The following is a 13,492-nucleotide window of genomic DNA, read 5'->3' on the forward strand; positions in this document are numbered from 1 at the left end:
ATGACCGATCCCCAGACCCCCACCCCCAGACGCCGCCGTACCACCGCGGCGGCCGTGTCCCTGGCCGCGGTGCTCGCCCTGACCGCCACCGCGTGCGGCGACGACGGCACCGCCGCCGCCGGCGAGGAAGGTTCCGGCAAGGGCACGATCACCTTCTGGGACAACAACGGGGGTGTGCGCACCGCCGTCTGGCAGGAGATCATCAAGGACTTCGAGGCCGAGAACCCCGGCATCGAGGTCACGTACGTCCCCATCCCCAGCGAGGACGTGCAGTCCAAGTACGACACCGCCATCGCGGGCGGCGGCCTGCCGGACGTCGGCGGCGTCGGCGCCGCGTACCTCGCCAACATCGTCGCGCAGAACGCCCTGGAGCCGGTCGGCGACCGCATCGAGGGCTCTTCGCTCAAGGGCAAGCTCGTCCCGACCATGGTCGCGTCGGTCAAGGCCGCCGGCGGCCGGGGCGACGAGATGTACTCGGTGCCCACCTCGGCGAGCAACGGCACGCTGTACTACCGCACCGACCTGTTCAAGGCGGCGGGCCTGGAGGCGCCGACCACCTGGGCGAAGTTCTACACGGCGGCCACGAAACTCACCGACGCGGGCAGGAACCGCTTCGGGTACACCATCCGGGGCGGCGCGGGCTCCATCGCCCAGGCGCTGGACGCCATGTACGGGCAGTCCGGCATCACGTCCTTCTGGAACGCCGACCGGACGAAGACCACGGTCAACGACCCGAAGAACGTGGCGGCGCTGGAGAAGTACACGGGGCTGTTCAAGACGGCCACGCCCGAGGCGGACGTCAACAACGACTTCAAGAAGATGGTCGCCCAGTTCGACACCGGCACGATCGGGATGCTGAGCCACAACCTCGGCTCGTACACCGACCACGTGAAGGCCCTCGGCAAGGACAAGTTCGCCGGCATCCCGAACCCGGTCGGGGACAGCGGCACCCGCGTGCAGGTCTCCAACCCCGTCGACGGGCTCGGGCTGTTCAAGAGCAGCAAGAACAAGGCCGCCGCCTGGAAGTTCATCGAGTTCGCCGTGTCACACGAGTCCAACAGCAAGTGGAACGAGTCGGCGGGAGCCATCCCGTCGAACACGGAGGCCGCCGGCGACCCGTGGATGAACGAGGCCGAGGCCACCAAGCTGGGCGCCACGGCGCTCACGGACGGCTCCACCAGGATCGTGGAGCTGCCGTACTACCTCCCCGACTGGAACAAGATCAGCAAGGCCGACAACGAGCCGAACTTCCAGAAGGTGCTGCTGGGCGTGATGACGGAGAAGCAGTTCCTGGACACGCTCGCCGAGCAGCTCAACACGGCGCAGGCCGAGTGGAACGAGCAGAACAAGTCCTGATCCGCGCGGCGCCCCGCCCGGAGCGCCGGCCACCGCGGAACGGGGCCTCGCGCCGGGCGGCGGGCGCGCCTTCCGGGCCCCGCGCGGTCCGCCCGGGGCCGGAGCCCCGGCCGGTGAGCCCGCCCGTACGGGACCGGGACGGCCGGGTTCACCCGCTCGTGGCCCGGACGGCCCGCTGCGGGGCCAGGCCGAAGGGGCGCCCGGCCCGGTGGCGGTCCCCGCCGCGGGGCGGCCCGACGACCCGCCCCGGGGACCGGGCGCCCGGCGATCGCCCGCGAGGGCCGGGGCGCCCGGCAACCGGTTCCCGGCGCCCCGGCCCCGGCGCCCCGCCGACGGGTCGCCCGTTCGCTCCGACCCCGCCGGGCGCGGCCGACCGGTCCGTGCCGGCCCCGCCCGCTGCCGGACGCGGGCCGGCTTCCCCCTCCTTCGTAACGAGAGGTACCGCAACCATGTCCCTCAGCCGCAGACGGACCGTGGCCGCCCTCGCCGCCGCCCTCCCGCTGGTGCCCGCCGGCGCCGGGGTCGCCGGGGCGCGCCCCCGCACCGCCACGGTGTGGATCGCCGGCGACTCCACCGCCGCGCAGAAGTACGCGGACGCCGCACCCGAGACCGGGTGGGGCATGGCCCTGCCCTTCTTCCTCACCCCGCACCTCGCCGTGGCCAACCACGCCATGAACGGCCGGAGTTCGAAGAGCTTCATCGACGAGGGTCGCCTCGACACCGTCCTCGCCGGCATCCGCCCCGGGGACCTCCTCCTCGTCCAGTTCGGGCACAACGACCAGAAGGCCGCCGACCCCGCCCGGTACACCGAGCCGTGGACGACCTACCGCGAGCACCTGCTCCGGTACGTGGCGGGGGCGCGGGCGCGTGGGGCGCGGCCCGTGCTGCTCACCCCGGTGGAGCGGCGGAGGTTCGACGCCGCGGGCGACGCCCTGCCGACGCACGGGGAGTACCCGGCGGCCATGCGGGCGCTCGCCGCCGAGCAGGGCGTGCCGCTCGTCGACGTACAGGCCGCCTCGCTCGCCGAGTGGGACAGGCTCGGGCCCGAGCCGTCGAAGGCGTACTTCACCTGGCTCGCCCCCGGCGAGTCGCCCAACTACCCGGACGGCAGGCAGGACAGCACCCACTTCCGGCCGCGCGGCGCCATCGAGGTGGCGCGGCTGGTGGCGGCCGGGCTGCGCGCACGCGGGGTGCTCGCCGCCCGCGACGTACGGCGGCTGGAGGAGCCGGTCCCCGCCTCTTGGATCACCTGGCCGTGAACCACACACAAGGAGTCCCAGACATGCGTACCCGAATCATGGGCGTCACGCTCGCCGGATGCACGGCCCTCGTGCTGTCCCTCACCCCCGCCCACGCGGCGGCCGACCCGGGGCGCCAGACCCTGGCGGCCGGCGACGGCTGGGCGTCGGAGGGGGCCGGCACGAAGGGCGGCGCCGCCGCCGACGCCGCGCACACCCACACCGTGAGGACGTGGGCCGAGTTCAGGGCCGCGCTCGCGCCGGGCGACGGCGCCCCCAGGCTCATCCGGGTGGTGGGCACGCTCGACGCCACCGAGGGCGGCTGCGCGGCGTTCGAGGCCGACGGTTACGACTTCGACCGGTACCTCGCCGACTACGACCCCGCCGTCTGGGGCCACGAGACGCCGGTCAGCGGCCCCCAGGAGGACCTGCGCGCCGCCTCAGCCCAGGCGCAGGCGCGGGCCGTCAAGGTCTACGTCCCCGCCCGCACCACCATCGTCGGCGTCGGCAGGAACGCCGGGATCACGGGCGGCAGCCTGCAGATCCAGAACGTCGACGACGTCATCGTCCGCAACCTCACCGTGGAGAGCCCGCTCGACTGCTTCCCGCAGTGGGACCCCACCGACGGGGCCACGGGCGCGTGGAACTCGGAGTACGACGCGATGGTCGTGTACGGCTCCACGCACGTGTGGATCGACCACAACACGTTCACTGACGGGCGGTACCCCGACAGCTCGCTGCCCCGGTACTTCGGCGAGATCTACCAGCAGCACGACGGCGAGCTGGACATCGTGCGCGGGGCGAACCACGTCACCGCGTCCTGGAACGTCTTCGCCGACCACGACAAGACGCTGATGATCGGCAACAGCGACGGCGCGGCGGCGACCGACGCCGGGAAGCTGAAGGTCACCCTGCACCACAACCTGTTCACCGGCGTCGTCGAGCGCGCCCCGCGCGTCCGCTTCGGCCAGGTCGACGCGTACAACAACCACTACGTGGTGAAGAAGGACCAGGTGCCCGCGTACGCCTACAGCTTCGGTGTGGGGATCGAGTCCCGGCTGTACGCGGAGAAGAACGCGTTCACCCTGCCCGAGGGGGTCGCCGCCGGGAAAATCCTCAAGAAGTGGAAGGAGGCGCCGCTCACCGCCGTGGACAACCGGGTCAACGGCCGCCCGGCCGACCTGATCGCCGCCCACAACGCGCTGAACCCGGACAATCCCCTGCGCTCCGGCGCCGGGTGGACGCCCGGTTTGCGGACCAGGGTCGACGACGCGCGGGCGGTACCGGCCATCGTGGGGGCGCGGGCCGGGGCCGGAAAGGTCTGCTGAGCGGTCCGCGTCGAAAGGGTCGGCCGAGCGGTCCCGAGCCGATCCTGCCGGGAAGGTTGACAGCTCCTGTGGCGCCTGGCTTCATGAACAACGCTATTGGGAGCGCTCCCACTTCTATACGTGCTTCTCGTTCCGGCCGAACCGACAGAAGGGCACACAGTGGGACAGTCACGTGAACGGAACCGGCCACGGGGGCGCTTGCGCGCGCTGGCGGCCGGTGCGATCAGCGCGGGATTACTGGTGACCGCCGTCCAGTCCGCCCCGGCCGCCGCCCGGTCCGCCCCCGCGGCGGTCACCGCCGCGCCGGCCGCCGCCCCGGGGGCGAGCGCCGCCCGGGGGACGGCCGGCGTCGCCGCCCCCGGGGACGACTGGCTGCACACCGAGGGCAACAGGATCGTCGACGCGAACGGCGACGACGTCTGGCTCACCGGAGCCAACTGGTTCGGCTTCAACGCCTCCGAGCGGGTCTTCCACGGTTTGTGGTCCGGCAACATCACCCAGATCACCAGGTCCATGGCCGACCGGGGCATCAACATCGTCCGCGTACCGATCTCCACCCAGCTGCTGCTGGAGTGGAAGAACGGCCGGGCGACCGTCCCGAACGTCAACGCACACGCCAACCCGGAGATCGCCGGGAAGACCTCCCTGGAGGTTTTCGACTTCTGGCTCGCCCTGTGCAAGCAGTACGGCATCAAGGTCATGCTCGACGTGCACAGCGCCGAGGCCGACAACTCCGGCCATGTGTACCCGGTGTGGTGGAAGGGCACCGTCACCACCGAGCAGTTCCACACCGCCTGGGAGTGGGTGACGGCCCGCTACCGCGACGACGACACGCTCGTCGCGATGGACATCAAGAACGAGCCGCACGGGAAGGCGAACGAGACCCCGCGCGCCAAGTGGGACGGTTCGGCCGACCAGGACAACTTCAAGTACGCCTGCGAGACCGCCGGCAAGCGCATCCTCGCCGTCAACCCGAACCTCCTGGTGCTGTGCGAGGGCATCGAAATCCATCCCAAGGCCGGGGTGAGCTGGGCCTCCACCACCCCGACCGACTACCACTCCACCTGGTGGGGCGGCAATCTGCGCGGCGTCCGCGACCACCCCGTGGACCTCGGCGCGCACAACGACCAGCTCGTCTACTCGCCGCACGACTACGGACCGCTCGTTCACGCCCAGCCCTGGTTCACCGGCGAATGGAACCGCACGACCCTGGAACGGGACGTGTGGGACCCCAACTGGCTCTACCTGCACAAGGAGAACAAGTCCCCGCTCCTCATCGGCGAGTGGGGCGGCTTCCTCGACGGCGGCCCGAACCAGAAGTGGATGACGGCCCTGCGGGACCTGATCGTGGAGCACCGCATCCACCAGACCTTCTGGTGCCTCAACCCCAACTCCGGTGACACCGGCGGCCTGCTGCTCGGTGACTGGAAGTCGTGGGACGAGGAGAAGTACGCGCTGCTGAAGCCAGCCCTGTGGCAGCACGGCGGGAAGTTCGTCAGCCTCGACCACGAGGTCCCGCTCGGCGGCACGGGCAGCACCACGGGCGTCAGCCTGCGCGAGGTGTACGGGGACGGCGGCGGCCCCGGCGACCCGGCGGACACCACCGCGCCCACCGCTCCGGCCGCCCTGACCAGCACGGCCCGGACGGCCACCAGCGTCTCGCTGTCGTGGACGGCGGCGACCGACAACGTCCGGGTGACCGGCTACGACGTGTACCGGGGCACGGTCAGGGTCAACGCGGCACCGGTGACCGGCACCACGTACACCGACACCGGCCTCACCCCGGCCACCGCCTACCGGTACGCGGTACGCGCCCGGGACGCGGCGGGCAACGTGTCGGCCCCCTCCGCCGTACTGGACGTGGCCACCGCACCGGGCGGCACCCCGTCGGGCGCGGTGAAGGTCCGCTACAAGAACAACGACGCGTCGCCCACGGACAACGCCATCCGGCCCGGACTCCAGGTGGTCAACACCGGCTCGTCCGCGCTCGACCTGAGCACGGTGTCCGCCCGCTACTACTTCACCCGCGACGGCGGTTCCCCGTCCGTCGGAGCCTGGTGCGACTACGCGGCCGTGGGCTGCGCGCAGGTGAAGCTGCGCGTCGTCCCGCTGACGGCGCCGGTCGCCGGCGCGGACGCCTACCTGGAGGTGACGTTCACCGGCGGTTCCCTGGCCGCCGGGAGCGACACCGGGGACATCCAGCTGCGGATGAGCAAGTCCGACTGGTCCCCGTTCAGTGAGGCGGACGACCACAGCCGCTCGGCGTCGACCGCCTACGGCGACGCCCCGTCGATCCCCGCGTACACCGGTACCACCCTCGCCTGGGGCGCACCGCCCGCCGGAGCCTGACCCGAGAAGGAGCCGCACCCCCATGTCCTACCGAGGAAACCGCCGGCGGGGACTGGCCGCGACCCTGGCCATGGCCACCGTCGCCGCCACCCTGCTCGGCGCGGCCGTCCACCGGCCGCCCGCCCACCGCCCGCCCGCCCATGTGGACAACCCCTTCGCGGGCGCGTCGTTCTACGTCAACCCCGACTACGCCCGCCTTGTCGAGGGGTCCGCCGCCCGGACCGCCGACCCGGCCCTCCGGGCGAGGATGCGGGCGGTCAAGCGCCATCCCACGGCCGTGTGGCTGGACCGCATCGGCGCCGTCCACGGCGGGGCCGCCGCCGGGGGCCGCAAGAGCCTCGCCCAGCACCTCGACCTGGCACTCGCCCGCAAGAAGCCCGGGCGGCCGGTCGTCGCCACCTTCGTGGTGTACGACCTGCCCGGCCGTGACTGCGCCGCCCAGGCGTCCAGCGGCGAGCTGCCGCTCACCCGGGCGGGCCTGGAGCGCTACCGGACCGAGTACATCGACGCCATCGCCGAGGTCCTGGCACGCCCCAAGTACCGGGGCGTGCGCGTCGCCACGGTCATCGAACCCGACGGCCTGCCCAACCTGGTCACCAACCTGAGCGACCCGGAGTGCGCCCAGGCGCAGAGCAGCGGCATCCAGGTCGAGGCCATCCGGTACGCGCTGGACAAGCTGCACGCCATCCCCAACGTGTACACCTACCTGGACTTCGCGCACTCCGGCTGGCTCGGCTGGGACTCCAACCTCACACAGACCGTGCGGCTGTACACGGACGTGGTCGAGGGGACGGCCTCGGGCCTGGCGAGTGTGGACGGGCTGGTCACCAACGTCTCCAACTACACCCCGCTCGCGGAGCCGTTCCTCACCGACCCGGACCGGGTGGTGGGCGAGGGGCCGGTCAAGTCGAGCGCGTTCTACGGGTGGAACGGGCACTTCGACGAGGCGGACTTCACCCGGTCCGTCCACCGCGAACTGGTGGCCCAGGGCTGGCCCGCGTCCACCGGGATGGTGGTCGACACCTCCCGCAACGGCTGGGGCGGCCCGGCCCGGCCCACCGCGGAGAGCACCAGCACCTCGCTCGACGCGTACGTCGACGAGTCGAGGGCGGACCGCCGGCCGCGACGTGCGCTGTGGTGCAACGTCGCCGGGGCGGGCCTGGGCGAACCGCCGCGCGCGGTGCCCGCCGGATACCCGGACTCGCACCTGGACGCGTTCCTGTGGGTCAAGCCGCCGGGGGAGTCCGACGGCGCGGGCGACGACATCCCGAACGGTGAGGGCAAGCGCCCCGACCCGATGTGCGACCCGGTGACCACCCCGGGCGCCCTCCCGGGCGCGCCGCTGGCCGGCCACTGGTTCCACGAGCAGTTCTCCATGCTCGTCACCAACGCCTATCCGCCGGTCTCCTGAGGGGGCACACCGAAGCGGCCGGCCGTGCCCACGGGGGGACGGCCGGCCGTGGTGCGCCGGCAGGGAGGCCCGGCACGGAGGCCCGGTACGGGCCGCCGGTCAGGACGGCCGGGGGCGGCCGGCGGGGGTGGCCGGCGGGGGCGGCGTCACGCCACCGCGCACGCCGTCCCGTTGAGGCTGAACTGCCCGGGCCTGGCGAACGTGCCCGTGTAGGTGCCCTGCAAGCCGAACGACTGGCTGCCGCCCGGGGCGATCCGGGCGCTGGACGCCGTGCCGGTCGCCGTCACCGTGCCCGAGGCGGGGCTGACGGTCGCGTTCCATGCCTGGGTCACGGTCTGGCCGGCGGGGAGGGCGAACGCGAGCCGCCAGCCGTCGACGGGCGCGGTGCCGGTGTTGGCGACGGTCACGTTCGTGGTGAAGCCCCCCGGCCAGACGCTGGGCGTGTAGGTGACGCGGCACGCGGTGGCGGGGGTGCCGGGGCCGCCGGGGCCGGTGCCGCCGGTGACGACCGTGGAGGAGAAGGAGTCCACGCGCAGCCCGGCGCCGTTCTGCCACGGCTCGAAACCGGCCTGGACGCTGGTCAGGTACCAGGACGGCTGGGCGAGGCCCCGGGCGACGGCCTGGTCGACGAAGTCCATCACGTCGAAACTCCAGCCGGTGATCGCCGAGGGCGCCACGAAGGAGATGACGTCGTTGGCGCCGTTGCTGCCGGTCCACACCTCCCAGGACCGGCCGCCCACGGAGGCGGTGCCGGTCGGTGAGCCGATGGGCTGGATGGGGCCGACGCGGTTGAACCAGATCATGATCTCGGTGCGGTTCACCCCGTCGGTGCGCGGCGTGGGGTCGAGCCAGATGTCGTACGAGGCGTTGTAGACCGCGTCGCCGACGTACCCGTAGGAGACGCTGGACGGCGCGCTGCCGATGGTGTCGATCCGCTTCGGCAGGCTCGTGCCGGGGGAGCAGTTCGTGTAGTGGCAGCCGTTGTAGACGGACGGGTACGACTTGGGCGCCCCGTTCGTCGGCACGGAGCCGTCGGCGCGGGTGAGCGTGAAGCCGGTGCTGGTGGCGTTGACGCACTGCGTGGCGCTGGTGCCCCAGCGGTTGTTCTGGACGACGTAGCGGCCCTGGATGGTGGTGGAGCCGAACTGGTCGCAGATCACCGTGTCGGCGCGCGCCGGGGCGGTCGCCGTCGTGAGCGCGGTCAGGGAGCCCAGCGCCACGAGGGCCGCGGTGGCGGCGGTGCGCAGGGAGCGCAGGCGCTGGTGCCGTCGGTGGCGTGCCCGGTGGCGGGCCGGGTGGAGGAAGGTCGTCATGGGGTGCGTGTCCCTTCGGGCGGCGTCGGTGTGAGGGGTTCCGATTGGGAGCGCTCCCAGTTTCTGCTCCGCGGTGGACTGTAGGAGCGCAGGGGGCCGTGACAAGACGTCGTGCGCGTGCATTGACGTGAGCCCGTCATGTCAGCACAGTGGAAGGCGAGGGCGGGAGCGCTCCCAAAACCTGCCGCCCTCACCCGGCGACGCGGCGGTGGTGCACGCCGATCCCCACCGCCGCGCCGTCCTCCGCCCCCGAAGGGACCCCCGTGCGCCGCCCCGCCCGGCCGGCCCCGGCCACCCCTCGGCCCACGAGCCCCGCGGCCCCGCCCTCGATGCCACGGGCTCGCCGCCCGGCCGCGGCGCGACCCGCCGCGCCAGCGCCCCGACCGTCCTCTCCCGGCGCACCGGTCCGGTGAAGCGGCCCGGCCCCGCCCCGCCGGCCGACCGCCTCCCGAGAGGGCCGCGTGGCCGGGCACCTGCCCCCCCGGCCACGCCGCCGCACCCGCCGGGGAGGCCGGTGCGCCCCGCCGCTCGCGGCGATGGTCCTCGCCCTGGTCACCGGGTTCGCGCCGGGCCGCGCTCGGTCACGTCGGACGCCCGCCCACTCGCCAACGGGGTTCGCGCCGGGCCGCGTCCGGTCAGGTCGACGCCCGCTCCACCAGCTCCGTCCGCAGGATGACGTGCCGCCAGGCGGCGGCGCTCTGTTCCCGGACGGCCTCCAGCAGCACCCCCGCCATCGCCCGGCCCATCTCCTCCACCGGCTGCCGCACCGTCGTCAGCGGGGGATCCGTGTGCCGCGCGATCGGCGAGTCGTCGAAGCCCACCACGGCCACGTCTCCCGGCACCCGCCGCCCCGCCGCCCGCAGTTCGTGCAGCGCCCCCGCCGCCATCACGTCGGACGCGGCGAAGATCGCGTCCAGCTCCGGGCGCCGGGCCAGCAGCTCCCGTGTCGCCCGCCGCCCGCTCTCCTCGGTGAAGTCGCCCCACGCCGTCAACGCCGGGTCCACCTCCCCGAGCGCCGCGCGCATCTCGTCCCGGTACCCCCGCAACCGGCACTGCGCCGCGTACATGTCGGGCGGGCCCGCGATGGTGGCGATGGCGCGCCGCCCCGTCCCCACCAGGTGCCGGACGGCCGCCCGCGCCCCGCCGGCGTTGTCGGAGTCCACGTACGACACCGACTCGTCACTGCGCCGCCGGCCGCTGAGCACCGTCGGCACCTCCAGCTCCGCCAGCATGTCCGGCAGCGGCTCGCTGTCGTGCACCGACACCAGCAGCACCCCGTCCACCCGGCCCGCCCGCGCGTACTGCACGAACCGCTGCCGCTCCTTGTCGGTGCGCACCAGCGTCAGCAGCAGTTGCATGTCCGCGTCGGCGAGCGCCGCGCCGACCCCGTGGACGATGTCGGAGAAGAACGGCTCCGCGAAGAACCGCCGGGTGCTCTCCGGGATCACCAGCGCCACCGCGTCGGCCCGGCTCGCCGCCAGGGCGCGCGCCGCCCTGTTCGGTACGTAGCCGAGCCGGTCGATCGCCTGCTGCACCAGCAGCCGCGTGGCCGCCTTCACCCCCGGCGCGTTGTTGACGACCCGGGACACCGTGCCCCGCCCCACGCCCGCGAGCGCGGCCACTTCCTCCAGCGTGGGCGGCCCCACGCGTCCCCGTCCGACCATCCGTGACCTCCAACGCTCCATCGAATCACCGGAAGCGGGCGCTCCCCACCCGGCGGTGCCACGAAGTGCCGGCGCGGGCCCGGAACCGTCAGGCAGCCGCGCGCCTCGGCGGCCGGCGCTCGTACCGCAGCGCCACCCCCGTCGCCACCGCGCCCAGACCCTCCCACAGGCCGACGCCCAGGAAACCGGCCGGGGCGCGCCCGGAGGCGACCGCGAGGAGGAACACCCCGCAGGTGAGCAGGCGGAAGGGCACCGTCCAGCGGAAGAAGGCCCTCCAGTCGGCCAGCGCCGCCAGCACGTAGTAGGCGCCCATGTTGACGGCCGCCATCGACGAGGCGGTCAGGAACACCAGGGTGTGGTCCCCCTCCGCGCGCCGGCCGTCCGGTACGGGTGCGAAGCCCATGACCGTCAGCAGCGTGTCCGGGGAGACCAGGCCCACCACACCCAGCGCGGTGGCGAGCAGCCCGAAGACCGCCATCGTCCAGCCGGACGGGGAACGGGGACGGGAACGGAGCAGCGACCGCACGGAAGTCCTTCCTGCGCACAGAAGTACGAGGGTCCTGCATACCGTGCGGCCGCGAACGCCACTCCACCGGGGTTCACTCCAGCGCCGCCGCCATCATCTTCCGCGCCACCGGCGCCGCCAGCCCGTTGCCGCTGACCTCCGCCCGCCGCGCGCCGGAGTCCTCGATCAGCACCGCGACCGCGACCTGCTCACCGGTCCGGGGGTCCTTGGCGTACGAGGTGAACCACGCGTACGGCTTCTCACTGTTGTCGACGCCCCGCTGCGCCGTGCCGGTCTTGCCGCCCACCTCCACGCCGTCGATCCTCGCGCGGGAGCCGGTGCCCTCCTCGACGACCGTGACCATCGCGCTGCGCAGTTGCGCGGCGGTCGACGACGACACGACCCGCCGGGTCTCGCCGTCCTCGTACGACTCCAGGGTGTCGCCGTCCGCGTCAACCACCGAGGACACCATGTGCGGGGCCGCCAGCAGCCCGTCGTTGGCGAGGGCGGCCGACACCATGGCGATCTGGAGCGGCGTGGCCGTCACGTCGAACTGCCCGATGCCCGACAGCGCCGTCTGCGCGTCGTCCGTCTTCGAGGGGTAGACGCTGGGGTACGCGCGCACCGGCACGTCCTGCCGCTCGTCGTTGAACCCGAACTTCTCCGCCATGGCCCGCACCTTGTCCCGGCCCAGGTCGACGGCCATCTTGCCGAAGACGTTGTTGCAGGAGTACTGGAGCGCCACCCGGATCGAGGCGTTCTCGCACGGCGCGGACGGGTTCTCGTTCCGCAGGTCGGTGACGGTGCCCTTCAGCCGGTACGGGTTCGGGCTGCTCGTCGGCTCGTCGACGGAGCCGTACAGGCCGTCCTCCAGCGCCGCCGCCGCGACGACCAGCTTGAACGTGGAACCCGGCGCCACCGGTTGCCGGATCGCCCGGTTCACCAGCGGCTTGTCGGCGTCCCCGGTCAGCTCCTTCCAGGCGGCGCCGTCCGTCGTCCCGGCGATGTCCGAGGGGTCGAACGACGGGGTGCTGACCATGCCCAGGACGCGTCCGGTCCTCGGGTCGAGGGCGACGGCCGCCCCCTTGGTGTCGCCCAGCGCAGCGAAACCCGCCTTCTGGACGGCCGGGTCGATCGTCGTCAGCACGTCGCCCGGCTCGGCGCGCTTGCCGGTGAGCGCGTCGAGCGGGTCCCTCAGCCGGGGGTCCGTCCCGTCCAGGACGCCGGCGTAGACGCCCTCCAGCTGGTTCGCCCCGTAGGCCTGCGAGCCGTAACCGGTGACGGCCGCGTACAGCTCGCCGTCCTTGTACGTGCGCTGGTAGCGCAGGTCCCCGCTCCGGCTCCGCTTCGAGCCCGTGACCGGCGAGCCGGCCACCACGATGTCCCCGAGCGGCCGGGCGTACCGCTCCATGGTGTTCCGCCGGTTGTGGGTGTCGTCGGCGAGCGCCTTGGCCTCGTACGCCTGCACCCAGGTCGCCCGCAGCAGCAGGGCGAACACCAGCAGCAGGGTGAAGCCGGCGGCTCTTCTGATCGTCTTGTTCATCGCGCCCGGAATGACGAACGGGAGCGGCGGGAGGGTTCCGGATCGCCCGTTTTCTCAGGGAACGTTCATCGGCGGACGGGGGACGCCCGGCCACGGCCGTGCGCCGGCCACGGCCGTCCACCCGCCCCCGCCGTCCACCCCGGCCGTTCATCCGTCCGGGCCGGGGGCGATGAAGCCGGACTCGTACGCCGCGATCACCGCCTGGGTGCGGTCCCGCGTCCCCGTCTTGGCCAGCACCGCCGCCACATGCGTCTTCGCCGTCGCCGCGCCGACCCCCATCCGCCGGGCGATCTCCGCGTTCGTCAGGCCCGTCGCCATCAGCCGCAGCACCTCCGCCTCCCGCTCGGTCAGCCGCGCCACCCAGGGCGGGGCGGCCTCCGGGCGCAGGTGCGCCCGGTCCGCCGCCAGACCCCGCAGCGCGGCGGGGTACAGCAGCGAGTCGCTGCGGGCGACCAGCCGCACCGCGGCCACCAGGTCCTCCGCCGCCGCCCGCTTCAGCAGGTACCCGGCCGCCCCCGCGCGCAGCGCGTCGTACACGTACGCGTCGTTCTCGAACGTCGTCACCACCACGATCCGGGGCGCGGGCCCCGGCCCCGGGGCGAGGATCCGCTCGGTGGCGCGGATCCCGTCGACCCCGGGCATCCGCACGTCCATCAGGACGACGTCCGGCCGCAGCTCCCGCACCACGGACACCGCCTCCGCGCCGGTCGACGCCTCGCCGACCACCTCCAGGTCCGGTTCCGCGTCCAGGATGACCCGCAGGGCGGTACGCACCATCCGCTCGT

General features: G+C 73.4%; 10 protein-coding genes. 5 read left to right on the plus strand and 5 right to left on the minus strand.

Annotation, left to right across the window (positions count from 1 at the left end; translation table 11 throughout):
* The 5 genes from IE109_RS02415 to IE109_RS02435 all read left to right on the plus strand — a co-directional run bounded on the left by IE109_RS02415 (window position 1) and on the right by IE109_RS02435 (window position 7,682).
* Complete coding sequence (locus tag IE109_RS02415) at window positions 1-1,356, plus strand: ABC transporter substrate-binding protein (RefSeq protein WP_189548714.1); 1,356 nt, start codon at window positions 1-3, stop codon at window positions 1,354-1,356.
* Window positions 1,357-1,805: 449 nt separating this feature from the next.
* Window positions 1,806-2,615: a rhamnogalacturonan acetylesterase gene (locus IE109_RS02420; RefSeq protein ID WP_189548715.1), complete on the plus strand. Its 810-nt coding sequence runs from the start codon at window positions 1,806-1,808 to the stop codon at window positions 2,613-2,615.
* A gap of 23 nt (window positions 2,616-2,638) precedes the next feature.
* The gene (locus IE109_RS02425; protein ID WP_189548716.1) at window positions 2,639-3,922 is read left to right on the plus strand and encodes a pectate lyase family protein; all 1,284 of its coding nucleotides are present in this window, start codon (window positions 2,639-2,641) and stop codon (window positions 3,920-3,922) included.
* Window positions 3,923-4,162: 240 nt separating this feature from the next.
* Window positions 4,163-6,271, plus strand: coding sequence for a cellulase family glycosylhydrolase (locus IE109_RS02430; protein ID WP_229890455.1), 2,109 nt, complete (start codon window positions 4,163-4,165; stop codon window positions 6,269-6,271).
* A 22-nt stretch (window positions 6,272-6,293) separates the two neighbouring features.
* Window positions 6,294-7,682, plus strand: a complete 1,389-nt coding sequence (locus tag IE109_RS02435; RefSeq protein WP_229890457.1) for a glycoside hydrolase family 6 protein — start codon at window positions 6,294-6,296, stop codon at window positions 7,680-7,682.
* Window positions 7,683-7,828: 146 nt separating this feature from the next.
* Here the strand turns inward: IE109_RS02435 and IE109_RS02440 are convergent, their stop codons facing one another.
* The 5 genes from IE109_RS02440 to IE109_RS02460 all read right to left on the minus strand — a co-directional run bounded on the left by IE109_RS02440 (window position 7,829) and on the right by IE109_RS02460 (window position 13,484).
* Entirely contained in the window at window positions 7,829-8,995 is a 1,167-nt protein-coding gene (locus IE109_RS02440; RefSeq protein ID WP_189548717.1) for a GH12 family glycosyl hydrolase domain-containing protein, read from the minus strand.
* Between the two features lie 635 nt (window positions 8,996-9,630).
* Complete coding sequence (locus tag IE109_RS02445; protein WP_189548718.1) at window positions 9,631-10,659, minus strand: LacI family DNA-binding transcriptional regulator; 1,029 nt, start codon at window positions 10,657-10,659, stop codon at window positions 9,631-9,633.
* An 88-nt stretch (window positions 10,660-10,747) separates the two neighbouring features.
* Window positions 10,748-11,137: a hypothetical protein gene (locus IE109_RS02450; protein ID WP_189548845.1), complete on the minus strand. Its 390-nt coding sequence runs from the start codon at window positions 11,135-11,137 to the stop codon at window positions 10,748-10,750.
* Window positions 11,138-11,258: 121 nt separating this feature from the next.
* Window positions 11,259-12,707 (minus strand): peptidoglycan D,D-transpeptidase FtsI family protein, encoded by a 1,449-nt coding sequence (locus IE109_RS02455; RefSeq protein WP_189548719.1) that lies wholly within the window; start codon window positions 12,705-12,707, stop codon window positions 11,259-11,261.
* Window positions 12,708-12,854: 147 nt separating this feature from the next.
* On the minus strand, window positions 12,855-13,484 hold the full coding sequence (locus tag IE109_RS02460) for a response regulator (RefSeq protein WP_229890490.1): 630 nt from the start codon (window positions 13,482-13,484) through the stop codon (window positions 12,855-12,857).
* Window positions 13,485-13,492 lie beyond the last annotated feature (8 nt).

The sequence above is a fragment of the Streptomyces lavendofoliae genome (genome assembly GCF_014649735.1).
In the GTDB taxonomy this organism is placed as follows: domain Bacteria; phylum Actinomycetota; class Actinomycetes; order Streptomycetales; family Streptomycetaceae; genus Streptomyces; species Streptomyces lavendofoliae.

Bases quoted from the DNA above. Each gene is read 5' to 3' on its own strand.
- IE109_RS02415 (WP_189548714.1), top strand. From the start codon at position 1: ATGACCGATCCCCAGACCCCCACCCCCAGACGCCGCCGTACCACCGCG.
- IE109_RS02420 (WP_189548715.1), top strand. From the start codon at position 1,806: ATGTCCCTCAGCCGCAGACGGACCGTGGCCGCCCTCGCCGCCGCCCTC.
- IE109_RS02425 (WP_189548716.1), top strand. From the start codon at position 2,639: ATGCGTACCCGAATCATGGGCGTCACGCTCGCCGGATGCACGGCCCTC.
- IE109_RS02435 (WP_229890457.1), top strand. From the start codon at position 6,294: ATGTCCTACCGAGGAAACCGCCGGCGGGGACTGGCCGCGACCCTGGCC.
- IE109_RS02440 (WP_189548717.1), bottom strand. From the start codon at position 8,995: ATGACGACCTTCCTCCACCCGGCCCGCCACCGGGCACGCCACCGACGG.
- IE109_RS02445 (WP_189548718.1), bottom strand. From the start codon at position 10,659: ATGGTCGGACGGGGACGCGTGGGGCCGCCCACGCTGGAGGAAGTGGCC.
- IE109_RS02450 (WP_189548845.1), bottom strand. From the start codon at position 11,137: ATGGCGGTCTTCGGGCTGCTCGCCACCGCGCTGGGTGTGGTGGGCCTG.
- IE109_RS02455 (WP_189548719.1), bottom strand. From the start codon at position 12,707: ATGAACAAGACGATCAGAAGAGCCGCCGGCTTCACCCTGCTGCTGGTG.
- IE109_RS02460 (WP_229890490.1), bottom strand. From the start codon at position 13,484: ATGGTGCGTACCGCCCTGCGGGTCATCCTGGACGCGGAACCGGACCTG.